The organism is Bordetella sp. 02P26C-1, from assembly GCF_009763255.1.
Taxonomy (GTDB): Bacteria; Pseudomonadota; Gammaproteobacteria; order Burkholderiales; family Burkholderiaceae_B; genus Bordetella_A.
The window spans coordinates 191,969-215,256 of sequence record NZ_WSJB01000010.1; the positions used below are offsets into that span (position 1 = coordinate 191,969).

A 23,288-nucleotide genomic window follows, 5' to 3' on the forward strand; every position below is an offset into this window, starting at 1 on the left:
GATACCCTAGAGCCACGAAGACAGTTGCGACTCCCCCCGAAACGCCTTATAAGAAGCAGCCGCTTCGACAAATGCCTGCTGCGCGAGCTCTTCGGCTTCCGTGGCGTTGCCGATGTGCTTCATGATGAATCGCTGCAGGCGGTCGGAATGCTTGATGACCAGCGCGCGTAACAGTTCCGAGTCGCTTTGCTCGCCGGAAACGGCGCTCGACGAATCGTCCATAGGAATGGCGCCAGACGAGTCTGCAGCGCTGAGAGTAGTCCTGGAGTTGCACATAGCATCGAGACAATCCGTCAAACAGTGCGAGTTAGTTATATTATTTAATATAATCTCAAAATAAATCCAAGATGTGTTTTCAAATTGTTACTGCGCAACATTTTGACGGGCTTTGGGCCCGCAATCAGACCAGTCCTGCTGTTTGGAAGCGACAAGCAACGACGGAAGGCATGCACCGGGGTTCCAGGCATGCCTTGAGGAGGAAAGAGGAGGGCGCGCCCATCAGGCGCAAGTGGGGCGTGATTGCTTAGTGCAGATCAGTGTTGGATGCCGGACTGAAGCAGTTCGCGTAGCCATTGCGCCGCAGTTTGCAAGGACACCGGGCTGCCGCCTGCTTGTGCCGCTGCCTCGAACCGCGTTTCCATGGCGTTATCCAAGGCGGCGCGCTGCGCGGCGCTGAGCGTGGCAGGGTTTACCTGACAATCTTTACACGCTTGGCGGAACACTGGGGTATCGGCCACCGCAGAGGCGCTCAGCCGGGAGAGGAAATCTACGCCGGTCATTGCATCTTTGGCGGTCTTTGCCATATCCACGGCGGACATCACGACTCGCGCGGAAATAGGCTTGCCGGGCGCAGGCTCCAGTCCGAGCTGGCGGGAGACGGCGCTGGCAATACCGGCGCCATAGACCTGCGCCAGTGCCTGGGTGAACATGGATGTGGTATCGACGTCTGGTTCAAGCCAGGCCACGCTACGGCCATTTGGCGTTTTTCCCCAACTCAATACCTGACGCTGTTTGCCGTCGATGTTTACGTAGAGATCTTGCCCGTCCTTGGCCGCTTCGGTGTAGGTCTCCAGCGAAGGCACAGGTGACAAGGGGCTGACCGGAGAAAAATTCATACTGCCTTAGATACAGGTGGAGTGAGTCGGAAGCAAGCAAATACACATAAGCGATACCGCATAAGTAACCCCTCACCCAGACTAGTTCCAAGCACTTATTCTGCTGGCACAAACCTAGTAAATCAGTAAGTGTAGAAGTTTATATGAAACTTTCGTTTTCATTGCAGATCGACGCGTGGGGTCCCCGGTGTATCGTGTGAAAACAATTCGTCGGCCGCGAATAGGGCTTCTACCGGGGGGTCAAAGCCGATCAGCCGGGCCGTCTGCAGGTTGATGGCGAGTTTGGACGGATCGATCCACACCTGATTCAAGCTGCGCGGTTTGGCGCCGTTGAGGATGTGTGCGATGGTCCTGGCGTAGAAGCGGCCGACGTAGGAGGCGTCAGCTTCGGCCACGCTCAGCAGAATCCCTTGTTGGACTTGCCCCGACCCGAGCATGGAGAAGCTGGGTACGGCAGCGTGGCTCAGGATCTCCGCCACGGCACGGATGGATGTGGGCGTCACGCCCCGGTGCACGGTGACATAGGCCGCGTCGATATTAGGGGCCAACCGGCGATAGCAGTCCAAAACGCCCCGAGTTGCCTCGGATTGAGGCACGCCGTTCGAAGGCGTGTGGCAGGCGATGACCGAAAAGCCCGCTTCGCGCGCGATCTCGTGAACCGCGTCCACCCCGCCATAAAGTCGGCCTTCCGGGCTGTCTTCATAGACAATGCCCAAGCGTTTAAACGGATAGATGTCATGGAACAGGCGGATCTGGCGCTGATAGCGTTGTGGCTCGACGCGGGCATGAAGATTGTCCAGCCCGCTGTCCTCAACTGAACGGATGATTTTCGCCGCCACCGCGTCGCTGGTCGACGCCACAATCGTGGGAACCGGCGCCTGCAATGCAGCCATGTCTTGTCCTGCCCAAGTCCCCATGGCGAGAATCAGGTCCAGATCGGCTTGCTTGGCGAGCCTTTCGGCGATGGCCCGACGAACGGCGGGCCGCTGCTGCGGGTCGGCGTGGCTGGGCTGCCACCACGCGTCGGCCACGAATTCCAGATACTCGCTGCGGGTATGGGTCACCAAAAACTGCCAAAGCTCCGCGCTGTCCAGATATGGCGGAATTTCGATTGTGGACAGCCACCCGAGTTGTGCCAAGCCCTGCACGATCGCGCGTAGCGTACGCGGGTATTCGCTATAGTCGCCGCTATCGACATAGCCGATGCGCCACTTTTTCCCGTCGGGGCGGCGAGTGGGGCGCAAGCCGGCATCCTCCGAAGCCGCGGATTCAGCCACGCTGCTGCTGGCTGCCGACTTGGCTGCCACGGATGCCGACCTGGCAGGTGTTGTCCGCGAATCCTGCGGACGTGCCGATATCGCAGGACCGATTCGCTCCGGCGGAGCTGAATTACAGAGGCTGGCCACTAGCCAAAGGGCTGCGGCACAGGCGGCGCGTCTCAAAACAGGTGTCATGTGCGCTGAACCACGAGGAGCGTGATGTCGTCGGCTTGGTCGGCACCGTCTGTGAAGGCATCGGTGTCCGCCAACAGCGTGTCGATTAACAGTGAGCCACGCCGCGATGAACTCGCGAGGGCTTGAACCAGTCGTTCGTCGCCGAATTGTTCGCCTTGGCGGTTCATGCTTTCCGTCACGCCGTCGGTATAGCCCACCAGGGTATCGCCTGGCAGCAATGTCGACTGATAAGTGATGTATTCATTGTCGGCCTGCACCCCGCAAGCCGGCCCGCTGCGGCCACACAAGGCGCGCACGACGCCACATTCCGTCAAGACGTAAGGTTCGAGATGACCCGCGTTGACCCAGATGAGGCTGCCGTCTTGCACATCGAGCACGCCGAGCAGCAGGGTGACGAACATCATGCTGGGATTGTTCTCGGCCAATCGGTCGTTGACTTTCTGCACGATGCGAGCGGGATGGCTTTCGTCCTCCGCTGCGGCGCGGATTAGCGTGCGGGTGATGGCCATAAACAGCGCGGCGGGTACGCCTTTGTCGGAGACATCACCTATGACGAAGCAGAGCTTGCCGTCCGGCAGGCTGAAGTAGTCATAAAGGTCGCCGCCAACTTCTTTGGCGGGGCGCATGTGCGCGTGCAGGTCGATATGCTGCCGCTGAGCCTCGTCTGGCGGAGGCGGTAATAAAGCGAGCTGAATCGACCGCGCGACATTCAGTTCGCTTTCGAAACGCTCGCGAACGGTGGTTTCATGCATCAGCTGCGTGATGTTGTCGCGCAGCTTGCTATCCATGTACAGAAACGCTTCAGCGAGGCGCCCGACCTCATCTCTATGCAGTGTTGGCAGTCTGGCGATATGTCGCGGCACGGCGGTTTTTGGCTGCAAGGCCTGCTCGGGCAGTTGCCGTGCGAACGCCGTGAGGCGTCGGAGGGGGCGCACAAGATGGACAGAAAAAAACCAGGCAATGAGCAGGGCGATCATCAACATGATGCCGAATGTCGCCGCCTGACTTCGTAGCAGTACATGGGCGGGGGTACTGAGGTCCTGCTCTGGAACGGCCGCGATGATTTTCCAACGCAATGGGGCGTAGTACACACTCTCGACCTGCCATACCTCGGCGCCGTCGGTGACTTGTACCGCGTGCAACTCCCGGCGCGGAGCAATGAGCCGTTGGCGCAACGTTTGGCCGTTGTCGGTACGCCCGTCCAGCAGCTGCGCATGCGCATCGGGTGGCCGCGCAATAAAGCGGCCGTCCTCGGCCATGATGAAGACGAAACCGGAATGAATGAGTTTCAGGGGCAACAGGCTCTTGCGCACTGACTCTTCCATTTCGGTGCGATGGTCTTTGATTTGCTCGACGACATCGGCTGCGCTGTCGCTCACGGCATACACCCATTGCCAGGGCCGGAAGTAACCGAAGTACGCGTATCGCGCGTGATCATCGTCGGTCGGAGAGGTGCTGGCACCGTCGCGATTTTCAGGGTCCTCGGGCGCTGAAGGCCGGCGATAAATAGCGAAGCTGTAGCCGGTGTCGCGACTTTCCGCGCGCACGGACTCTGCCAACAGCCGGTTTTTATAATCGCGCAGTTTCGAGAGGCTGCGACCAATCATGGGAGTGCTGCCGCTGGCAAGCACGATATCGTCGTGATCAAAGACAAAAGCATAGCGGTCGTCATCGAAATGCAGTTGGTTGATCCAATCACGCGCCATGTCTTGGGCCGCGGCTTCGGTGATGATCCCGCGATCAACGAGCGAGGCATAAGACTGCAGGGTGGTTTCGATGATCTCGCCGGTTTGCAAGAGCTGTCGTCGTCCGTTTCGGACAATCGCGATTTTGGTATCGAGCATGGTGGACCAGCGCGCGGCCAGTTCATGCCGGACCAGTTGCAAGACATTGGTGATCGCGTGCTGAACGCTGGTCACGACGGTGTCGGTGACATTTCGCCGCGACGTCAACATGACCGTCACTGCCACCGCAACCAGAATAGAGGTCACCATGACAAAAATTTTGTTATGGAGCGACTGAAACGGCATGAAGGCGGCGAAGAGAGTCCAATCAGCGCACGGCGCAGCGACCGCGTCGTTACGCTGTAGTTCGTGAGGTCCGTCGGCACAGCGCTGCACCGGCAGAAGGGCGAATTCGGGCGGGCACCGTCCGTGAAAGGTGCCCAGCGTAGTGGGTAACAGCTAGTCGGAATTAGTTCCGGATATAGGTCCGGTTTTTTTTGCCCGCGCGATCATCCGCAGGCAGTTATGGCCCGCTCGGCGTGAGTAGGCGATGGTCGATAGGTAATGGCGCATCAGTCGAAGACCATGGCCGCCCACGCGTGCCTGTTCCAAAGACGTGGCCAGCGATGGCAGGGGCGTTTGAGTCGGATCGAAGGGATGGCCGTTGTCTATCACCTCAATTTGCACATGGGTAGACCGCGAGAGGCAACGCAGCACGATCTTGGGTGTTGCGATCAGCGTGTCGGGATTCTGTTTAGCGTTGTGTGAAGACGGATGGATAAAGGCATACGAAACAATATTCGCCAAGACTTCATCCACACTAATCGACAAGGAAAATTTTAATTCCGCGGACCATTTTTCCCGTTCACCGATGGCATCTAACCACTGTATCGCTAGCCTCACCGAATTTTGATCGGCGGGTAATTGCAACCTATCAACTTGCGTGACATGTTGGCGTATCATTCGTTCCATATTGATAGCTATGTTGGCTTAATTAGGCGGGCGATGCGATGGATTTAGTGATCGATAAAGTCGATGACGTAGTGTTAGTTTCTGTCGGAGGACAGATGAACAGCGGCAACGCGTCCGCCATAGAGGCCGATCTTATTTCGCAAGTAGAGCGAGGTGAGCGCAGGATGGTGCTCGACCTGGCCATGCTCGGATATATTTCCAGTGCCGGGCTGCGCGTGGTTTTGCTGTTGGCCAAGCGTCTAAAGCAGGAAAAAGGCAAGCTTGTGCTATGCGGATTGCAATCGCGCGTACGCGAGGTTTTTGAGATCAGCGGTTTTCTCACGATTCTCACGGTCGTGGATACGCGCGAGGAGGCGCTGCGGCTGGCCAGCGCGTAATCCGATGCCAGCAAGGGGTGGCATCGGCGGGGCGTTGTTCTGGCTCGCCACGTCAACCGGTCGCCTATTTCGCCGCCCAGGCGGCTCCAACATGTGAACGCATCGGCGTATCGGGTCGTTTTCACTGGTCATGATGGTTGGGAACGTACAGAGATAGAACGAGTTTCGCCGCGTGCGACCGGTGTAGGTAACTTTGCGGCGTGCCGGGTTCCATATGTAGGGACGTGCCAAAGGCTTGGCCGCGGAGCGAAGTGGACCCCCCGCGTAGCTGCGTATCGGGCCCCAAAATGTAACTCTTGAACACGGAACTGCACTTCTATTGCAAAAAATGGAACTGCACGTGTTTTACGGTTACTCAAGCGAGAAGTTTTATTCCAAAAACGTTCTTGCAGGTGGCAGGCCAGCGCCATTGCCACGCAAAGGGGGGCCTTATGATGACCGTTGATTCGTACAGCGAGCTCAAACAATACGTGGGATCAGTGCCTCGGGCCGGGACAGAGGAGACGCGGGATGCCGCCGCCGCGATACGGGCGCAGGCGCAACTGATGGTATGTGTCTATGCCAAGGACGCGGCCGGCATCAAGGCCATCTTCGCCGAAGCCGGGGCGCCAGACTTAATCGAGAGCTTGCGTTCACCCCGATACTTCCCGATCCACGCGGCGGTGGCTTCAGGGCACTCAGGCGTCCTGAGAGCGTTGGTGGATGCGCTTCCCACCGACTTGCTGGACCTCAAGGACGAGACCACTCGCACGCCGCTGATGTGCGCGGCCGAACAGGGTCTGAGCGCCGCCGTGCATACGCTGTTAGCCGGCCATGCCAGTGTGGATGTCACGGATCGCGCGGGCTATAGCGCATTGATGTGGGCGGCTGCCGCAGGGCATGCCGATACGGTGAAGGTGTTGCTAGGTTATGAGGTGTGCGAACGCAGCCCCGAGAGCGACCACCCGGTGGGCATAGACCGCCGGGATCAGCACGGCAATACGGCGTTGATGCTGGCGGTCCGAGCCGGACATTACGAGGTCGTCGAGGTGCTTATCGCACGAGGTGCCGATGTCAATGCGGCGAACATGCATGGTGAGCGTGCACTGTCTATCGCCATTGCGCTTGGCCGCCACCGGATGGTCCGATTGCTGTGCGATCGGCAGGAGCTGGACCTCAATGCGATGGACCCCAAGGGGGTGACTCCACTTATGCAGGCGGCTGACTACGCCTCTGCTACCTATGATTCCTCTATCCTGAATCTGCTTCTCAAACGCAGCATTCGTACCGAGATGCGCGACCACGATGGCCATACCGCGGTACTGCGCATGGCCCACCATGGTTCCGACATCGCCCTCGAGTGTCTGCTGGCAGGTGGCGCGAGCCCTGACGCATTGGATCCCACCGGGTGCGGCGCGGTGGCGCTGGCGGCCAAGACGAATAATGTGTTGGCCTTAAGGTATTTGCTGCAGTTGAATACGCGTCGGGTGGATGCGCAGGACCATGGCGGTCGCACTCCCTTATTTCATGCGGTCGTTAATGGGAATCGGGAGGCCGCGAAGCTATTAATCAAGTACGGTGCCAACGTTAATTTCTGGCATGACGCTTCTAATGCCGATTTATTGACGGTTGCCCGGCGTAGAGGCGATCCCGTGATTATCAGTTTGCTCGTGGAGCATGGAGCAGAAGAGGGTGCGGGAGCACCGTCACGCGCGCGCTTGATGGCGTGTGTTGGCTGAGGGACCGACACCGCCATTAGCGTATGCGATGCCAATCAGGCGCCGGTGTCCGGTGTGGTGACGGACTTCGGCGCCTTTAGCGCTGCGTGATATTGCGCGACATAGGTGTCGAAATCGACCTTGTCGCTCTGCTCAAGTCGGGTTTGCTCGATGATGGATTGTTCTGCGGCCTGGGTAAAGGCAGCCCGTACTTCATCAGGCAAGGGCCGTGCGCGTAACGTATCGGCGTGCTGTTGACTCAGCTGCAATGAGTAATCGTGAAAAGACAAGCCGCTCTTGCGCAGGGCGTTGAGCAGCGTCGCAGAAGGGGTAAGCTCGGAGTCATCAAGCTTTTGGCGCTGTGCCGCCAGGGCAAGCGTATAGGTATCGCCACCAAGCGCGCGGTCATATAGCGCCGCGTAGGACGCGATCTGGTCGAGAAGTTGATGTCCCCAGGTGCGCAGGTCTATCGTTTCTCCGTCACGATTCAGCTGCAAGCCAGGCTTGCGCCCCTCTTTGACCACGGTGGCGAAGTTGTCTGCGCTACGCTGGCAATAGCCGTTTTGCGAGAAATACGGGCTGTCGGACGCCGCGCAAAATAGCAGGAACGCATCCACGAATCGCGCGGTATTGGCGTCGATGCCGATCGGCTGCTGGGGGTCGATATCCAGGCAACGGACCTCGACATATTGCACGCCGCGCTCGGCCAGGGCGGTGATGGGGCGCTCGCACCGGCCCGTGGTGCGTTTCGGCCGTATGCTCGAATAGTATTCGTTCTCGATCTGCAGAATATTGGTGTTGAGCTGGATCCATTCACCGTCGCGATGCGTGCCGATGGCTTGGTAATCCGCCCAGGGGCGCGTCACCGCGTCATACAAACGACCCAGGAACGTGTCCAGATCGTTGTAGCAGAGCTGGAGTTGGGATTGTGCTTTGTTCTGATAGCCCAGATCGCTCATACGCAGGCTGGTCGCATAGGGCAGATACAGGGTGTCGCGGCCCAGCGATTGCAGTTGCTGGGCCTGATCGCCTAGAAACTCGCGCGATAGCGCAGGCGCGGCGCCGAACAAATACATCAATAGCCAGGAATACCGCGTGAAATTGCGGATCATCCCGATATAGCCTCGCGACTGCCGTTCACGCGGATCGGCGGCCTGTGGGTCCAGAATCGCCCACACGTCATCAGGCAAGGAAAAATTGTAGTGGACCCCAGCAATGCACTGCATCGACTTGCCGTAGCGTTCGGCCAAGCCACGACGGTAGACATGCTTGAGCATGCCGGTGTTGGACGTCCCATACCAGGCGATGGGAATGTCGGCCTCGGCGGGCAGCGCGGCGGGCATGGACTGATTCCAGATCAGCTCGCCGTCAAGCACGCTGTAGACAAAGCGATGCGTGTGTTCGAGTTCCTGAAGCACCGAGTCCACCCGCGTATGGGTGCCGGTGATCAGTTCCAGTAGTGCTTCGGAATAATCGGTCGTGACATGCTCATTCGTGAGCGCCGATCCCAGTCCTATTGGGTGTGCGGCGCGCGACAGCCTGCCCTGTGTATCTACACGTAAACCTTCTTTTTCAATACCGCGAAGGGTCTGGGCGAGCAGGCCAGCGTTAGCCTCGAGGCGAGCCAAGCGGCTGGCGGCAGTGTCGGTCACAGTCATGAGCAAATTCTGATAATAATGAGATCCGATTTTACGAGGTACGCGCGATTTCTGGCGATTTCTGGCGAGTTATGTCGTTCATCGTTCACGGTCAGGGGATGATGGCATATTAATATCTATACCGGAGACCATAGCATCATGACTTCTCGGGGATTTCATCCAGGCGGATGGCGCAAGCGTCTGACTGGCATAGCGCTGGCGACCTGCATCGTGTTGGCTGGCTGTACGCCTGAATATAACTGGCGCGAAGTTGTCGTGGCTGACGGGCACGTTCAAGCCGTATTTCCCGCGAGAGTCGATTCGGAGACGCGGACATTGCTGTTGGCGGGGCAGACGCTGCCTTTCACGCTGGCGGTCGCCCAAGTGAATCAGACAATGTTCGCAGTGGGCTCCGCGCCCTTACCGTCGGCATTGGGGCTGGACCGCGCGGCGCGGGAAAAGCTGGGTCAGGCGTTGATGCGATCGCTCTATACCAATGTGGGTGCGGCGGTGCCTACGCCTTTGCCGTCCTTGGGCGAAGACGTGGCGGTGACCGGCCGGGTAGGACAGCGTACGGCATGGGTGCGGGGCCGCGTCTGGGTGACCGACAGTATGGTCGTCGAGGCAGTCGTCAGCGGCCCAGGCGATGAAGCCTCGGAGGAGGAAGTGACCAGATTCCTGCGCGGTGTGCAAGTCAAGGGCCTGGCGGGGCAGTAATAAGCGCGGACAAGTCGGGTGGCAGGGCAACGCGGCGCACCTGGTAGACGCGGCCCGGCGGCTCGCGCAGGTCCGGGGTCGAACCGTGCTCGAAGGAGGGCAGAAGCCCCCGCCATAAGGCAATGGCTACCGCTGCGCGCCGGTTATTCACGCCGAGCTTTTGGCAGGCGTTACGAATGTGGAAATTGACGGTGCGCTCGGCCATGCCAAGGATGTGGCCGGTTTCCCAGCTGGTTTTCCCCAGCGAGGACCAGTGCAAGCATGCGACTTCGCGCTCGGACAGATTCGTATCGGGCATTGAAGGTCCGGAAGTTAACTGGCCGAATAGGCGTTTTTCTATATACCGCAGCGGTATTTTGCACTCTGGCGCGCAGGGAAGGCGCGCGTGGGTTCTTGTACTGAGGTTTTTCAGACCCATCCGAGGTCGAAGCAAGGGCCGGGGAAGGACGGCGCAGTGGTTCCCTGTGTCGAGGTGAAGGCTGCGGCGGCGTAGTGAGAGCTCATGCAGTGCTAGAATCTTGCCTTCAAACAAACCGGCGCCGATTTGCCTGATCCGCTTGCGGGCGCCTCTATAAATCCTGCTAAAGAGGTCCGTATGACCACTGCTGCCTTGCATCCTGCCGAGGGGCCTGTCCCCGTTATCGAATCGAAATCTCCCGCCGCCGTCGGCTCGGTGGGAGTCGTGTCTCCTCAGTTCATCCGCTTTGACGAGCCCTTGCCGCTGGCGAGCGGGCAATCGCTGCCGTCTTATGAACTTGCGGTGGAGACGTATGGAACGCTGAACGAACAGCGCACCAACGCCGTCCTGGTGTGCCATGCGCTGAATGCGTCGCACCATGTGGCCGGGGTTTCCCGCGATGACCCGAAAGATATCGGATGGTGGGACAATATGGTGGGTCCCGGTAAGCCGCTGGACACCAATGTGTTTTTTGTCATCGGCATCAATAACCTGGGTTCTTGTTTTGGCTCGACAGGGCCGGCGAGTATTAATCCGGAAACCGGCCGCCCCTGGGGCGCCGCGTTCCCCGTGCTGACAGTAGAAGACTGGGTCCACGCGCAGGCGCGGGTGGCGGATTATTTCGGTATTGAGCGCTTCGCGGCAGTGATGGGCGGATCGCTCGGCGGCATGCAGGCGTTGAGCTGGTCGATTACCTGCCCGGAACGCGTGGCGCATTGCATCGTGGTCGCCAGTACGCCCCGATTGTCGGCGCAGAATATCGGGTTTAACGAGGTGGCGCGTCGCGCCATTATTACGGACCCCGATTTTCATGGCGGCGATTATTACGCGCAGCAGACGGTGCCGCGCCGTGGGCTTTCCGTGGCGCGGATGATCGGGCACATCACGTACCTGTCCGACGACGATATGGCCGAAAAATTTGGCCGCACGCAGCGCGAGCCCGCGGCCAACGGCGCCTATCGGTATGGCTATGACGTCGAGTTCGAGGTCGAATCGTATCTCCGTTATCAGGGCGAGAAGTTCTCGCGCTATTTCGATGCGAATACGTATTTGCTGATCACGCGTGCACTGGATTATTTTGACCCGGCTAGAAGTACGGGCGGCGATTTGGCGCGCGCGCTTGCGCCAGCCACTGCCGATTTTTTGCTGGTGTCGTTCTCGACGGACTGGCGTTTCCCGCCGGAACGGTCACGCGAGATTGTGCGCGCGCTATTGAAGAATGGCAGCCCGGTTACCTATGCCGAGATCGACGCGCCGCATGGTCACGACGCGTTCTTGTTGGATGACGCGCGTTATCACGCGGTGATGCGAGGCTATTACGAACGGATTGCCCGCGAACTGGGGCTGAATGCCCGGTCAGGAGAGACGCAATGAGTCCCGTATCGGTGAAGCCCGGGCGTGTGCAGAACATGCGTCCTGATCTGGTACGCATCGCCAGCTGGATTCAGCCCGGCAGTCGGGTTCTGGATTTGGGCTGCGGGGATGGCGCGCTACTGGCCTATCTGCGCGACGAGCGGGGCGTGCGCGGCGCGGGCGTCGAGATCGATGACGGACACGTGATCACTTGCGTTCAGCGTGGGGTCGAAGTTATTCAGCAAAACCTGGAAGACGGGCTGGCGCTGTTTGACGATAAGCAGTTCGACACCGTGGTGCTGTCGCAGACGCTGCAGTCCATGCATCGTACTGAGCATATTCTGCGCGAAATGATGCGGGTCGCGCGTGACGGCATTGTGTCGTTTCCGAATTTTGGCTACTGGCCTCATGGGTGGTCGATCTTGCGGGGGCGTATGCCGGTGACCGGGCAGATGCCTTATCAGTGGTACAACACGCCGAATATTCATCTGTGCACGCTGAAGGATTTTGAGAGCCTGGCCGCCGATGTGGGACTGCGTATCGTGGAGCGCGCGACGTTCCATGAGGGACGCGAGATCCGCGTGCTGCCCGGATGGCGCAGCACGCTGGCGGTTTATCGCTTTACGTCGGACTGACGTTACTATGCGGGGTGTCTGACGCGACTGTCGTCATTGCTGTAGGAGTGTCCTATTTCCGCCGCCTCCCGAGTCTATTTCAGCCGCCGTGTCGCGCCTCTGCTCGTGCTGGGGTTCGCCAGCGGCTTGCCTATTGCCCTGACGGGAGGCACGCTGCAGGCGTGGGCCACGGTCGAAGGCGTTTCTCTCGCGGAAATCGGGTTTTTGACCCTTGTGGGCTCGGCTTATACGCTGAAGTTTCTATGGGCGCCGCTGCTGGATCGCTATGTGCCGCCCTTGCTCGGCCGGCGCCGTGGCTGGATGTTGCTGACGCAGCTATTGTTGGCCGTGACGATTATGGCGATGGGATGGATGTCGCCCGGCTCGGCGTTGTTGCCGTTGGCGCTGCTGGCGGTAGCGGTCGCGTTTCTCTCTGCCACGCAGGATATCGTTTTTGACGCCTATAGCACGGACGTGTTGCGCCGCGAAGAAAGAGGCGCGGGCGCGGCGGTGAAGGTGCTGGGCTATCGGCTCGCGATGATTGTCTCTGGCGGGTTGGCACTGATTCTGGCTGATCAGTGGCTGGGCTGGGGACGGATGTACATGCTGATGGGTGTGCTTATGCTGCTGTGTTCGGCGGCCACACTGTGGGCGCCGGAGCCTGAGCAGCCCGTTACCGCGCCACGCTCATTGCGATTGGCTGTGGTTGAGCCGTTTCGTGAGTTCTTTTCTCGGCGAGGGGCATACACGGTCCTTGCGTTGATTGTGCTTTATAAACTGGGCGATGCTTTTGCGGGGGCGTTGTCCACCACGTTTTTGATACGCGGCGCGGGCTTCGATCCGACTGAAGTCGGGACTGTGAACAAGGTGTTGGGACTGGCGGCGACGATTGTAGGCGCGCTGGCGGGCGGCTCGATCATGGCGCGCTGGGGCTTGTATCGATCCCTGATGGCGTTTGGATTGCTACAGGCGGTGTCCAACTTGGGTTATTGGGTGATTGCGGTCAGTCCTAAGAACATCTGGCTGATGGCCGCGGCGGTGGGCGTCGAGAATCTGTGTGGCGGTTTGGGAACAGCTGCGTTCGTGGCCCTGTTGATGAGTTTGTGCCAGCAGCGTTTTTCGGCGACGCAGTTCGCGCTGTTGTCAGCCTTGTCGGCGGTGGGCCGTATTTATCTGGCGGGACCCTTGACGCCGCCATTGGTGAATTGGCTGGGCTGGCCAGGATTCTTCGTGTTTACCGTGCTGATTGCGCTGCCGGGTTTGTTGCTGCTGTGGCATCAGCGCCGAAACATTGACGCATTGGAGCGATCGACGTCATGATGGGCGTGAGGGGCACAGGGATGTTTGATCATGTGCCTCGTGTGAGGGTGGTGTGCTGATCGCCACTATGCTGGCCGGCCTATTCGAGAGGGATTTATGCCTGCAGATACGTCCGCAACGCTGCTGCACATCGTGTTTCTGGTCGCCATCGTGGCCGAGGCGATGACGGCGGCACTGGCGGCCGGGCGTCGTGCCATGGACTGGTTTGGTGTGTGCATTATTGCTTGCGTCACGGCGCTGGGTGGAGGGTCGTTGCGCGATGTGCTGCTCGGACATTATCCATTGACGTGGGTGGGGCATCCTGAGTATTTAGCGATGACGGCTGGCGCGGCCTTGTTGACCGCGTTTATCGCGCCGTGGATGAAGCGATTGCAACGATTGTTTTTGTGGCTGGATGCCGTGGGGCTGGTTGCCTTCACCATCATCGGATGTCAGGTGGCGCAGCAGATGCAGATGTCGACGAGCATTGTGATGATCAGCGGCATGATTACAGGTTGCGCGGGCGGCGTGCTGCGTGATGTGCTGTGTAACCGCGTGCCTTTGCTGTTCCGCAAGGAGCTGTATGCCAGCGTATCGGTGGTGTGCGGCGGGTTATACGTGATGTTGTTGAAGCAGGGCTTGATGCTGGGAGTCGTGGTGCCAGTGGTGATGGTGGTCGGGCTCACGTTTCGGATGCTGGCTTTGCGGTTCAACTGGCAAATGCCGCGGTTTGTGTACCGGGATGAGTGGCATTGACGTTCTGCGTTCTGTGTCCAGCTTTAATCGCCGCACATCGGAATAAACGATGCCCCTTGGCGTCTGATTGTCAGCCAAGGGCATCGAAGCGACTTCTCTGTTAGGTTTTATACCGCTCGCTCAAGGGCTAGGCGCGTTTGAACTTAGGGTTGTTCCATTGCTTTAGCGCCTCGTAGTGACGGCCATTGTCTTGCAAAAGCTCGACCTGCTGCTCGAGTGCATTGATCAGTTTCGACCGGTGCGCGAGGAGTTCGGTGGGCGTCATGTGGGAAAAATTCATGGCCTTGTCGGATACGGGCAGCATGGTGTCTTCTTTGCCGAGATGGAAAGCGCGTTGGCCTTCTTCGATCAGTGCTTGATACCGGGCGCGATCAGGGCGCATGGTAGGGGTGTTGTCTTCCTTGTCGAAGCGGATAACCAGATTACGGCTGCCCTGTTCATCTACTTCGGTTTCGAATTCCATTTTTGCCGCGCCGCCGGGCATGCCGTGGCTATGGTCCGCAATGGTCATCCGTTCCATATTGAGATCCGTGAGGCTCTCAAGCTTTTGTTCTTTGGGCAGGGTCAAGAAGTTCGCATACGCGGTCGGGGCGTTGGCCAGGAAGCGGTAAAGTTTGCGCTCGGGGTCGCGAATGACGTAAGCGCCGTCTTCGCGTTTTGATACGACAGGGCCGTTCGCCTGGTCGGTGGGGTTGTTCTGGTTTGAGAGCGATTGTGCCTCGATAAAGCGTGCGATCGCCCGCGCGGTGACGAGATCGCTCGGCACTACATCATGGCGGACTTCGTCGCCGACTTTCCGGATATGCAGAACCTCTCCGAAATTCAGTTCGGATGACAGAATCTTGCGGGTCAGGTTTTCGCCAATTCTGATATCGGCCGACAGCGCTCGCACCGTAATGTCCGGGGGGCCGCCAGCGTTCCTTAGATTCATGTGCGCCGTGTGGTGAACAGCTCCCCTGATATTGGAATCTTTGGTTGGTTGCGCCAGAGAAGCGAGCATTCCTTCATGGGCTTTCCGGAAAGCCGCTTCGGCATTCCTGTCGGCTAACGCGATATCCTGTTGCGCACGCGTAGCGGCCGAGGGGATGATCCAACTCGTCACGAGCTGAAAGTTCTTAATGAGCGACCCCAGCATGGCGTAGAGCGCGTCGCGTGCACGCGATAGTGTGCCGGATGCTGATCCATGGGTATTGTCGGCGGTGGCGGGCAGGGCCTGCGGGCTGAGCGCAGCCTCGGTTTCTTTGATGGCGCGGTCTAGGGTTTGGCAATAGATCGTGCCCATGATCAGGCCTGCCATGATGCGCTCTGAAGCTTGCTGACGCTGGTCTTCTTGTGTCAGCAGGGACTCTAGCTCTTTCAGGTCGGTTTCAACATCAGCGACGACCCGGTCTATTTCGTTGGTGACCGCGTGAAGGTTCGCTCTTTCGGCTAAGCTTCGAGCGCTCTGGATGGTTCTGCCTGAGCCAAAGGCCAGGCCGGCCAACATACCCCCTAAGCCGAATAAGCCAGTCATGCCGATGCCCGCCACGATGCCTCCGTTGGCCGTAGTTTCGGCAGTGTCCGCTGCGGCGGTGACGTAGCCACGTACCTGCGCGCCGTATCGGCCGAGCTTTTCCCAACCCGTGAGCGCGGGCGCATCGATGCGGCCTTCCTCTTGCGGCATGATGGTGATCTGAAGTTGTTCTGCGACGTATTGATTGAGCCCACGAAGTTTTCGATCAATGCGCATGCTTAACGCTTCGGCGAGTTCGAGATGTTTGTCTGCGCGGGGAGGTGCTATGTTGACGGCCTGCGGCGCCGTCGCGCCTGTGAGACGCTCGGCTGTGGCGTGACCGCCGTCATAAACGCGACCGATCAGACCGTTCGCGGCGTCAAACGTGTTAGTAACCGCGCCGGTTATTGCGCCAGTTAGGGCATTGAATGGCCCGAAGAGTCCCCAAGTTGTTGCGGGCGCGGCGTTGTCCGTGATGTCCTTCTCTTCATCGTCAGGCCCTTCTTCGGCATCGTAGAACACCGCATTTTCAAGGTCGGGATCGGGCTCGGCCTGCGCGTGTGTGCGATTCTCGGTGTGGCAGTCATCGACCGTCTGATGCTCGCCTAGCCCACTGGCCTCAGCCGGCTTAAGGAGGTTTTCGTCAAATGCGGTCGCGTGGTTTTCGTGCTGATGGTCCGTGTAATCGATGGAAGCGGCGATATATGTAGTGGAAGAGTTGATAGTCACGATATGGGGTCCTGAAGTCAAAGCGTTAGGTGACCAGCTGCGATGCTGCAACCCGTCTGGCACCCGATAGAGCTCTAATTGTCCGAATGTGCTCGAAACGCCTGCGTATGCGGTTGTGGCTAGGCGTATGTACGTAGTTAGGAGAGGAGGGTGCAGCCCAGCCGGTTCGGATGGTGTGGGTATTTGCAGCTATGTCCTTTCTTGAGGAACAAATTGGCAGGCATAGTTCTGCGAGCTGAGTACAACTGAGGTTAGGCAATCGTGTGGTCTGTCATGCGCTAGGACATCGTCGCGCGGCGCTTCTACCGGTGTCGGCAGCCCCGTCGATCGAGGTGGGCTCGATGGACGGGGCCTAAGGCTACGAGTTAAGTGCTATTACGCTTGAGCCGCGAGGACGCGGGCGAAGACGGGGTTTTCCCAGTAGCACAGCTCCTCGGCATGACGCTTTTCGGCATCGAGCAGGCGGGACTCATCCTTAAGTTTTTTGTGCAGCTGATCTCGATAGCTCACGATCTCATCAGGCGACATGGTGGCGAAGTTCTTGGCATGCGGAGAAGCGGCAGACACAGAGGCTTCGTGGGGGACCAGATTCAAGGATTTCTTTCTCGCCAGCACGGCGGCATCCGCGAGTTGCTCTGCGTCAGGTCTGACCGGGGCTTTGGCGTCCTCTTTGCCAAAGCGGATCGCCACTGCCAAAGCGCCGTCCTCGCCGACTTGCATTTCGAATTCCATCGTCTGCGTGCCGCCGGGGAACGAACTGCTGTAGTCGGTGATAGTCATGCGTCCGGCGTTTTTGCTCAGGGCATCCGTGGGCTGTCCGTCATTGCTTTGCGCATTAAGACGAGCGGCGGCCGAACTCGCGAGGAAACTGTACAGTTTGCCGTTTGGATCCTCAACGATATAAGAGCCGTCCTCCTTAGTCGAGACTAAGGCGAATTTCTGCTCCTCGGGGAGTTGTTGGTTAGTGATGGCAAGGGCTTCAATGTAACGAGCGATCGATCGTGCCGTGGTGAGGTTGCTGGGCACCGCATATCGCTGCTCACGTTCGCCGGCTCTCACTGTGTAATCTATCGCACCGAAGTTCAATTGCGATGTCAAGACGGCGTGCGTGATGTTTTCACCCGCATGGATATCCTTCTGCAGGTCCTCGAAGCGGATTTTTTGCGACCCGCCCGCGCGAACCAGCTTCTCATGAGCGATATAGGGTGCGTTCTCATTGATACGACTGTCGTCCTTGCCCAACGACAAGTATTCGAGCATCGCCTTATGATTAGTACGGAAGGATTTCTCGTCGTGCTCAGCCTTCTGGTCGTACCTACGCGCGGTGCTCACGGGGGCAGGCGGGTATAGGTAGTCTTTTAGGGCATTGAATTCTTGGAGAAGCGTATCGACCATTCGATATAAAGTCTCGAACACGCGATTCAACAGATTCGTTGAGCTACGCGCGGCTTCCGACCTTTCCAATTCGGAAGCGGGGATGGTTTCTACGGGGTTGGCCATTTGCGTCAGTTGCGCGGCACTATTGAGCGTGTCAGTCGTTGGTGTCTCTACACGGTTAGCCAGAGCCGCCTCGGCCTCCGCGAGGGCGCGCTCAAGCGCTGTTCGATGGAGACTTCGCAGGTCCATCGTGGCTTGCAGACGTGTGTTGACCGCTGCACGATGCTGTTCCTGAGCCTGCAGGGCAGTCAGCATGGCGCGTTTATGGTTGATCGTCTTGGTCGCGGTCTGGACTTGCGCATCTACAGCGGCCTTGTTCGCGTTCTCCGACGTGTTGCGCACACCTTTGACTGTCATGACCGTCGCGACTCCGCCCAGGCCAAGCATGCCGATGGGACCGAGAAGCGTGCCCACGCTCGCGACTGCGCCGGCGTAGCCCAATGTTTCGGCCGTGTCCATCAGTGCGGTGGCCGCCCCACGCACACGGCAATGCAAGAGATCAAACTTGTCCCAACTCGAAAGCTGGGCCCTGTCGATGCGGCCGCTGACAGGGCCCTTTGCCGGTTGGTCGGTGAGCGCGGCCACGCGCTGCTGCAACAGATCCAGTTGGTCCTGTATTTCCATCGCGACGCCTTTAGCCTGTTCAAGACGCTGGCTAAAGTGTGTGCGAGGGGTTTCGCTGGGTTCGGGTTGGGTTGTCCCGATGGTCATTGCGCAGACCGCGTTAAGTGCGCGGCTCAATGAATTGAGAGCAGGCGCGTTACTGGCCGATGCTGTCGCGCGAGGAAGGTCGACTTTGGCAGTGTCGTAGTCCATCACCTCAAAGTCGTCGATGTCCTCTGTATCGGCTGACTTGGCGTGCTCTTTGGCGCCCGGCACGGGTTGGTAGCCGTCATTGAAGGTGTCCGGCGGAGAGTCGAGCATAATAAAGCTGCGCAGCAGGGAGGACGATTCGTCCGGGGTGTCCCAGGTCTGCGGGTGAGTGTCAGTGCCGTTCGTTGCGCGGGAGGCGTTGAGCACGTCGTCGCCCGATTGGGCTGCGCCGCCGGCGGTTTCGGGTCGCGCGTCGGCCTCGTAGCCTTCGATCAGTCTGATCTCGCCGAGCAGTTTCGCTGTGGGGGCCTCGGTGTGTAGGTCCCCTTTGCCCGGCGCTTCGTTAATTGGATAAGGGCTGGGAGGGACGACGGTCGGTATGGAGATGTCGCTCATGTTTGGTGTCCTGGTTAAGGTCAAGAGAACGTGGATGGGAATGATCGCGCGCCGCACCTAGGCCCAGCAGGCTGTTCACTGTCCGCGGAGCCTGCAGATCCATTTAGAGAAAGCGTTAGGATCAAGTTGGTGACGGCCGTGGATGGGAGGGCGAGGACGCTTGCGGAATGGGCGCAACCGCCTCGCCGGCTGGGTGTTCGTAGCCAGAGGCTACGAACGTGTTGGTTCGGGTTTGCCGAACCAAACAAGGTGTGCGGTTGCTAGGGGCTGGCACGGCAAGAGGCGTTGAGCAATGATCCACCCGCTTCTACGAAGCAGTTAACGCAGGGCCATGGACGACTGCCACTCTGGCATGACGGCGCAAGCGAGTCGGGAAGAGGAGACATACAGAATTTCCATGATGAATTGGCAGGCGAGCTGGATGCTGCGTGCCAAATTGGCCTCAAGATCGGAAGCAGCGAGCTTGATGGCGGATGGAAATGGGGGGTATGTGTGAACGTGTGATGAAGCTTATGGCTTCACCGTCGCGCCCGCATCGCTACTTCTTTGATTGAGGAACGAGGCGCGATTGTGGGTTCCGATAGAGCGCAGCTATAGGACTAAATGTAGTGGCGGACCGGGAATAACGCGATAAATGAAAATCCAAAATGCCTTGAATGCGTGACCGCTCCTCACGCCGCGAATAGCAGGCAAAAAAAAGCCCGCTACGCAGGTAGCGGGCTCGGAAGCCGATGGGGCCTCGGGCAGCGGCTTAGTACAGACCCTGCTGCAACATAGCGTCGGCGACTTTGACGAAGCCGGCGATGTTGGCGCCGTCCAGATAGTTGACGCTGGTGCCACGGCCTTGACCATGGCGCACGCAATTTTCGTGGATATCGCACATGATGGCGTGCAGACGTTGGTCGACTTCTTCGCGCGTCCACGACAGACGGTTGGCGTTCTGGCTCATTTCCAGACCCGACACGGCCACGCCGCCAGCGTTGCTGGCCTTGCCCGGCGCGTAGAGGACGCCGGCTTCGATGAAGGCGTTGGCGGCTTCAAGCGTGGAGGGCATGTTGGCGCCTTCGGCGACGCATTTGACGCCGTTGGCGATGAGTGTGCGGGCGTCTTCAATGTCCAGTTCGTTTTGCGTGGCGCAGGGCAGGGCCACGTCCACGGGGACATGCCACGGACGCTTGCCGGGAACGTAGGTCAGCTTGAAGAGGCCAGCGTACTCGGCCAGACGGCCGCGCTGCTCGTTTTTCACGCGCATCAGCGCGGCGAGTTTTTCGTCGGTGAAGCCGGCTTCATCGACGACCACGCCATCGGAGTCGGACACCGTGACGACGCGCGCGCCCAGGCGCATGGCTTTTTCGATGGCGTATTGCGCGACGTTGCCCGAGCCGGAGACCGAAACGCGCAGACCGTCGAAGGACAGACCGACGCGTTTGAGCATTTCTTGCGCGAAATAGACCGTGCCGTAACCGGTGGCTTCGGGGCGGATCAGGCTGCCGCCGAAGGTCAGGCCTTTACCGGTGAAGACGCTGGCGGCGGAGTTGGAGATTTTTTTCATCATGCCGGCCATGTAGCCGACTTCGCGCGCGCCCACGCCCATGTCGCCGGCCGGGACATCGGTATCCGGGCCGAGGTGACGGTGCAGTTCCAGGATCAAGGCCTGGCAGAAACGCATGACTTCTGCGTCGGACTTGCCTTTCGGATCGAAGTCCGAGCCGCCTTTGCCGCCGCCCATGGGCAGGGTGGTCAAGGCGTTTTTGAGGGTTTGCTCAAAGCCCAGGAACTTCAGCACCGACAGGTTGACCGACGGGTGAAAGCGCATGCCGCCCTTGTAGGGGCCGATGGCCGAGCTGTGCTGCACACGGAAGCCGCGATTGACGTGAGGCTTGCCCTGATCGTCGGTCCAGCAAATGCGGAACTGGATGACGCGCTCGGGTTCGACCAGTCGTTCCAGGAGAGCCTGCTCGGCGTACTGCGGATGCTGTTGGATAAACGGCCACAAGCTGGACATCACTTCGTGGACCGCTTGCATGAATTCGGGCTGATGGGGGTCGCGCACAGCGACCTGACGCAAGAAGTCGTCAAGACTCTGCAGTTTCAAAGGGAATCTCCTGGGGGCCGCAAACCGGTGCAAGGCTGCCCGGATGTGGTGCGTTTCTGAACCAAATCAGTGCATCAGGCACTGTCACGGTGCGCAATTGTAGGAGCATCCCAAAGCGCACGCAAAGCGATGTAGCCTTGAAAACCCGCGTGAATACTGGAGTTACAGCGAGGATAAATTAGGGACAGTTTGTAGGGAAGGAGGCGTTATGCGTATCTGGGAGGCCGGCCTCTTCGGATTTTCTATCAATCACTGTCTCTAGAAAATGTTCTGTCCCTATTAATATGTGTTTCCTTAACCGTTCACGTTTCTCAGGCAAATGATGAGGTTAGACCGCAGTTGACGCTGATACAATTTCGTTCAGCGACCTATGTGTCCCCAATAAATTTGCGTATTGTTCCCGGGCCTTAATCTACAACGACGCGTCGTAGTCGACGGTCAGTGGCGCATGATCGCTGAATCGTTCGTCTTTGTAGATTGCGGCATGGCGCGCGCGTGCCGCGATGCCGGGAGTCGCGATTTGGTAGTCAATCCGCCACCCGACGTTCTTGGCCCAGGCTTGGCCGCGGTTGCTCCACCACGTGTATTGCTCCGGGCGTTCGTCGATACGACGAAACACGTCGACAAAGCCGCGACGGTCGAACACTTCGGTGAGCCAGGCGCGCTCTTCGGGCAAGAAACCGGAGTTCTTCATATTGCCCTTCCAGTTTTTCAGGTCGATTTCCTTGTGCGCGATGTTCCAGTCGCCGCAGATGACGAATTCCCGGCCGGTCTTTTTGTGTTCGTCCATGAGGCCGTCGAGCCAGTCGCCGAACTGGGCGAGAAATCGGTATTTCGCCTGTTGGCGTTCATCGCCGCTGGAGCCGGAAGGCAGGTAGGCGCTGATGACGGACAGGTTTTTCCAGTCGGCACGGATGATGCGGCCCTCGGCATCGAATTCTTCGCAGTCAAAGCCGATGGTCACGCGCTCGGCGGCGTTGCGCAGGTAGATGCCTACGCCGCTATAGCCTTTTTTGGCCGCATGGAAGAAATGGCCCGTGTAGCCGGGCGGGTTGCGCAGGTCGTCGGTCAAGTCCGCTTCGGCAATCTTGATTTCCTGCAAGCACAGGATGTCGGCGGCGTGGGTCTGCATCCACGGCTGCAGGCCTTTACGGAACGCGGATCGGATGCCGTTGAGATTGAGCGAGGTAATGCGTAACACGACGAGAACTCCTGTATAGCGGTGAGTCGGCGAGGGCTGAAGGCAGGACTTTAACCGACTGGGCATGCGCGGCGAATGACGGAAGCGGCCAACAAGGCGCGGGAGTTAAAATGCGCGACGCGGCAGCGATGGCTGCGGCGTAGGCAGATTCCGTTTATCCGTCTGTCGGTTAGGCGCGGGATGCTGCTGCTAATTTGATCATTAATTTGGAATCCCTTTTTTATGGCTACCTCTACCGACTTTGTCCGTTTTGCGCTTGATGAAGGCGTGCTGCGCTTTGGCAGTTTCAAGGTCAAGTCCGGCCGTATCAGCCCGTACTTTTTCAACGCCGGGCTGTTCAATAGCGGCGCCTCGGTAGGGAAGCTCGCGCAGTTTTACGCGCAGGCCTTGTTGGACTCGGGCGTGGAGTTCGACATGCTCTTTGGGCCCGCGTATAAGGGCATTCCGCTGGCGACGGCGACTGCGGTGGCGCTGGCCGGGCATGCCGGGATGCAGGGGCGCGATGTGCCGTTTGCGTTCAATCGCAAGGAAGCCAAGGATCACGGCGAGGGCGGCACGCTCGTCGGTGCGCCGCTACAGGGCAAGGTTGTGATCATCGATGATGTGATCACGGCGGGTACTTCGGTGCGCGAGTCGGTGGAGATCATCCGTGCCGCGGGCGCGCAGCCGGCGGCGGTGCTGATCGCGCTGGACCGGCAAGAGCGCGCGGGCGCCGATGATGCGCTCTCGCCGCATTCGGCGGTGCAAGATGTGGCGCAGACCTATGGAATTCCGGTCGTGAGTATCGCCTCGCTGGCCGACATCATGACGCTGCTGCAAGGTGACGACGAGTTCGCCAGCCATCGCGATGCGGTGGCTGCGTACCGGGCGAAATACGGCATTCTCTAAAAACAGCAGGGCGCGGGTTCATGCCCGCTGCGCCGCTATGTGAAGAAAGGGCCAGCGTTTTGAAC

Annotated in this window: 18 protein-coding genes, 1 pseudogene and 1 riboswitch; of the genes and pseudogenes, 8 read left to right on the forward strand and 11 right to left on the reverse strand. The window is 59.1% G+C overall.

All coding sequences use genetic code 11. The features are described 5' to 3' along the window. Positions 1-6: 6 nt before the first annotated feature. The 5 genes from GOQ28_RS18610 to GOQ28_RS06630 form a co-directional block, all read right to left on the reverse strand. Positions 7-222, reverse strand: a complete 216-nt coding sequence (locus GOQ28_RS18610) for an RNA polymerase sigma factor (RefSeq protein ID WP_236844249.1) — start codon at positions 220-222, stop codon at positions 7-9. A gap of 311 nt (positions 223-533) precedes the next feature. Then, the gene (locus tag GOQ28_RS06615) at positions 534-1,115 is read right to left on the reverse strand and encodes a hypothetical protein (protein ID WP_160355884.1); all 582 of its coding nucleotides are present in this window, start codon (positions 1,113-1,115) and stop codon (positions 534-536) included. Positions 1,116-1,273: 158 nt separating this feature from the next. Then, positions 1,274-2,422 carry an ABC transporter substrate-binding protein gene (locus GOQ28_RS06620; RefSeq protein ID WP_336603749.1) on the reverse strand — a complete coding sequence of 383 codons (1,149 nt, stop codon included), beginning with the start codon at positions 2,420-2,422 and terminating at the stop codon, positions 1,274-1,276. Positions 2,423-2,565: 143 nt separating this feature from the next. Further along, on the reverse strand, positions 2,566-4,563 hold the full coding sequence (locus tag GOQ28_RS06625) for a SpoIIE family protein phosphatase (RefSeq protein WP_236844250.1): 1,998 nt from the start codon (positions 4,561-4,563) through the stop codon (positions 2,566-2,568). A 189-nt stretch (positions 4,564-4,752) separates the two neighbouring features. After that, on the reverse strand, positions 4,753-5,265 hold the full coding sequence (locus GOQ28_RS06630) for an ATP-binding protein (protein ID WP_236844251.1): 513 nt from the start codon (positions 5,263-5,265) through the stop codon (positions 4,753-4,755). A 38-nt stretch (positions 5,266-5,303) separates the two neighbouring features. Here GOQ28_RS06630 and GOQ28_RS06635 point away from each other — a divergent pair, with 38 nt between their 5' ends. Then, a complete protein-coding gene (locus tag GOQ28_RS06635) occupies positions 5,304-5,642 on the forward strand; it encodes an STAS domain-containing protein (RefSeq protein WP_160348933.1) in 339 nt (112 codons plus the stop codon). A gap of 431 nt (positions 5,643-6,073) precedes the next feature. Then, positions 6,074-7,360, forward strand: a complete 1,287-nt coding sequence (locus GOQ28_RS06640; protein ID WP_160355887.1) for an ankyrin repeat domain-containing protein — start codon at positions 6,074-6,076, stop codon at positions 7,358-7,360. Positions 7,361-7,395: 35 nt separating this feature from the next. Here GOQ28_RS06640 and gshA read toward each other — a convergent pair whose 3' ends face one another. Beyond that, complete coding sequence (gene gshA / locus GOQ28_RS06645; protein WP_160355946.1) at positions 7,396-8,991, reverse strand: glutamate--cysteine ligase; 1,596 nt, start codon at positions 8,989-8,991, stop codon at positions 7,396-7,398. A 144-nt stretch (positions 8,992-9,135) separates the two neighbouring features. Between gshA and GOQ28_RS06650 the strand changes: the two genes are divergently transcribed. Beyond that, positions 9,136-9,693: a hypothetical protein gene (locus GOQ28_RS06650; RefSeq protein WP_160355888.1), complete on the forward strand. Its 558-nt coding sequence runs from the start codon at positions 9,136-9,138 to the stop codon at positions 9,691-9,693. A 73-nt stretch (positions 9,694-9,766) separates the two neighbouring features. On the opposite strand, the pseudogene GOQ28_RS06655 reads toward GOQ28_RS06650, so the two are convergent. Then, positions 9,767-9,991, reverse strand: a pseudogene (locus GOQ28_RS06655) (LuxR C-terminal-related transcriptional regulator); the annotation flags it as partial. Positions 9,992-10,219: 228 nt separating this feature from the next. After that, positions 10,220-10,299, forward strand: a riboswitch (SAM riboswitch). Between GOQ28_RS06655 and metX the strand changes: the two are divergent. The 4 genes from metX (at position 10,289) to GOQ28_RS06675 (ending at position 14,172) form a co-directional block, all read left to right on the forward strand. Beyond that, positions 10,289-11,524, forward strand: coding sequence for a homoserine O-succinyltransferase MetX (gene metX, locus GOQ28_RS06660; protein ID WP_160348929.1), 1,236 nt, complete (start codon positions 10,289-10,291; stop codon positions 11,522-11,524). (Overlaps the previous riboswitch by 11 nt.) Further along, complete coding sequence (gene metW, locus GOQ28_RS06665) at positions 11,521-12,138, forward strand: methionine biosynthesis protein MetW (RefSeq protein WP_160348928.1); 618 nt, start codon at positions 11,521-11,523, stop codon at positions 12,136-12,138. The genes metX and metW overlap by 4 nt, the downstream gene beginning before the upstream one ends. Before the next feature lie 54 nt (positions 12,139-12,192). Next, the gene (locus GOQ28_RS06670; protein WP_160355947.1) at positions 12,193-13,437 is read left to right on the forward strand and encodes a muropeptide transporter; all 1,245 of its coding nucleotides are present in this window, start codon (positions 12,193-12,195) and stop codon (positions 13,435-13,437) included. Between the two features lie 96 nt (positions 13,438-13,533). After that, positions 13,534-14,172 carry a trimeric intracellular cation channel family protein gene (locus GOQ28_RS06675; RefSeq protein WP_160355890.1) on the forward strand — a complete coding sequence of 213 codons (639 nt, stop codon included), beginning with the start codon at positions 13,534-13,536 and terminating at the stop codon, positions 14,170-14,172. A gap of 127 nt (positions 14,173-14,299) precedes the next feature. Here GOQ28_RS06675 and GOQ28_RS06680 read toward each other — a convergent pair whose 3' ends face one another. From GOQ28_RS06680 to GOQ28_RS06695, 4 genes are all read right to left on the reverse strand, one after another. Next, on the reverse strand, positions 14,300-16,444 hold the full coding sequence (locus GOQ28_RS06680; protein ID WP_160355891.1) for a hypothetical protein: 2,145 nt from the start codon (positions 16,442-16,444) through the stop codon (positions 14,300-14,302). A gap of 324 nt (positions 16,445-16,768) precedes the next feature. Continuing rightward, complete coding sequence (locus tag GOQ28_RS06685; RefSeq protein ID WP_160355892.1) at positions 16,769-19,039, reverse strand: hypothetical protein; 2,271 nt, start codon at positions 19,037-19,039, stop codon at positions 16,769-16,771. A gap of 751 nt (positions 19,040-19,790) precedes the next feature. Beyond that, a complete protein-coding gene (gdhA, locus tag GOQ28_RS06690; RefSeq protein ID WP_160355893.1) occupies positions 19,791-21,134 on the reverse strand; it encodes an NADP-specific glutamate dehydrogenase in 1,344 nt (447 codons plus the stop codon). Between the two features lie 412 nt (positions 21,135-21,546). After that, positions 21,547-22,335 carry an exodeoxyribonuclease III gene (locus tag GOQ28_RS06695; protein ID WP_160348923.1) on the reverse strand — a complete coding sequence of 263 codons (789 nt, stop codon included), beginning with the start codon at positions 22,333-22,335 and terminating at the stop codon, positions 21,547-21,549. Positions 22,336-22,557: 222 nt separating this feature from the next. Here GOQ28_RS06695 and pyrE point away from each other — a divergent pair, with 222 nt between their 5' ends. Next, positions 22,558-23,223, forward strand: a complete 666-nt coding sequence (pyrE, locus tag GOQ28_RS06700) for an orotate phosphoribosyltransferase (protein ID WP_160348922.1) — start codon at positions 22,558-22,560, stop codon at positions 23,221-23,223. Positions 23,224-23,288 lie beyond the last annotated feature (65 nt).

Excerpts from the sequence above, each read along its gene's own strand:
- GOQ28_RS06675 (WP_160355890.1), top strand. The coding sequence starts at position 13,534 with ATGCCTGCAGATACGTCCGCAACGCTGCTGCACATCGTGTTTCTGGTC.
- pyrE (WP_160348922.1), top strand. The coding sequence starts at position 22,558 with ATGGCTACCTCTACCGACTTTGTCCGTTTTGCGCTTGATGAAGGCGTG.
- metW (WP_160348928.1), top strand. The coding sequence starts at position 11,521 with ATGAGTCCCGTATCGGTGAAGCCCGGGCGTGTGCAGAACATGCGTCCT.
- GOQ28_RS06685 (WP_160355892.1), bottom strand. The coding sequence starts at position 19,039 with ATGAGCGACATCTCCATACCGACCGTCGTCCCTCCCAGCCCTTATCCA.
- GOQ28_RS06625 (WP_236844250.1), bottom strand. The coding sequence starts at position 4,563 with ATGGTGACCTCTATTCTGGTTGCGGTGGCAGTGACGGTCATGTTGACG.
- GOQ28_RS06630 (WP_236844251.1), bottom strand. The coding sequence starts at position 5,265 with ATGGAACGAATGATACGCCAACATGTCACGCAAGTTGATAGGTTGCAA.
- GOQ28_RS06640 (WP_160355887.1), top strand. The coding sequence starts at position 6,074 with ATGATGACCGTTGATTCGTACAGCGAGCTCAAACAATACGTGGGATCA.
- GOQ28_RS06635 (WP_160348933.1), top strand. The coding sequence starts at position 5,304 with ATGGATTTAGTGATCGATAAAGTCGATGACGTAGTGTTAGTTTCTGTC.
- GOQ28_RS06615 (WP_160355884.1), bottom strand. The coding sequence starts at position 1,115 with ATGAATTTTTCTCCGGTCAGCCCCTTGTCACCTGTGCCTTCGCTGGAG.
- metX (WP_160348929.1), top strand. The coding sequence starts at position 10,289 with ATGACCACTGCTGCCTTGCATCCTGCCGAGGGGCCTGTCCCCGTTATC.
- GOQ28_RS18610 (WP_236844249.1), bottom strand. The coding sequence starts at position 222 with ATGGACGATTCGTCGAGCGCCGTTTCCGGCGAGCAAAGCGACTCGGAA.
- GOQ28_RS06650 (WP_160355888.1), top strand. The coding sequence starts at position 9,136 with ATGACTTCTCGGGGATTTCATCCAGGCGGATGGCGCAAGCGTCTGACT.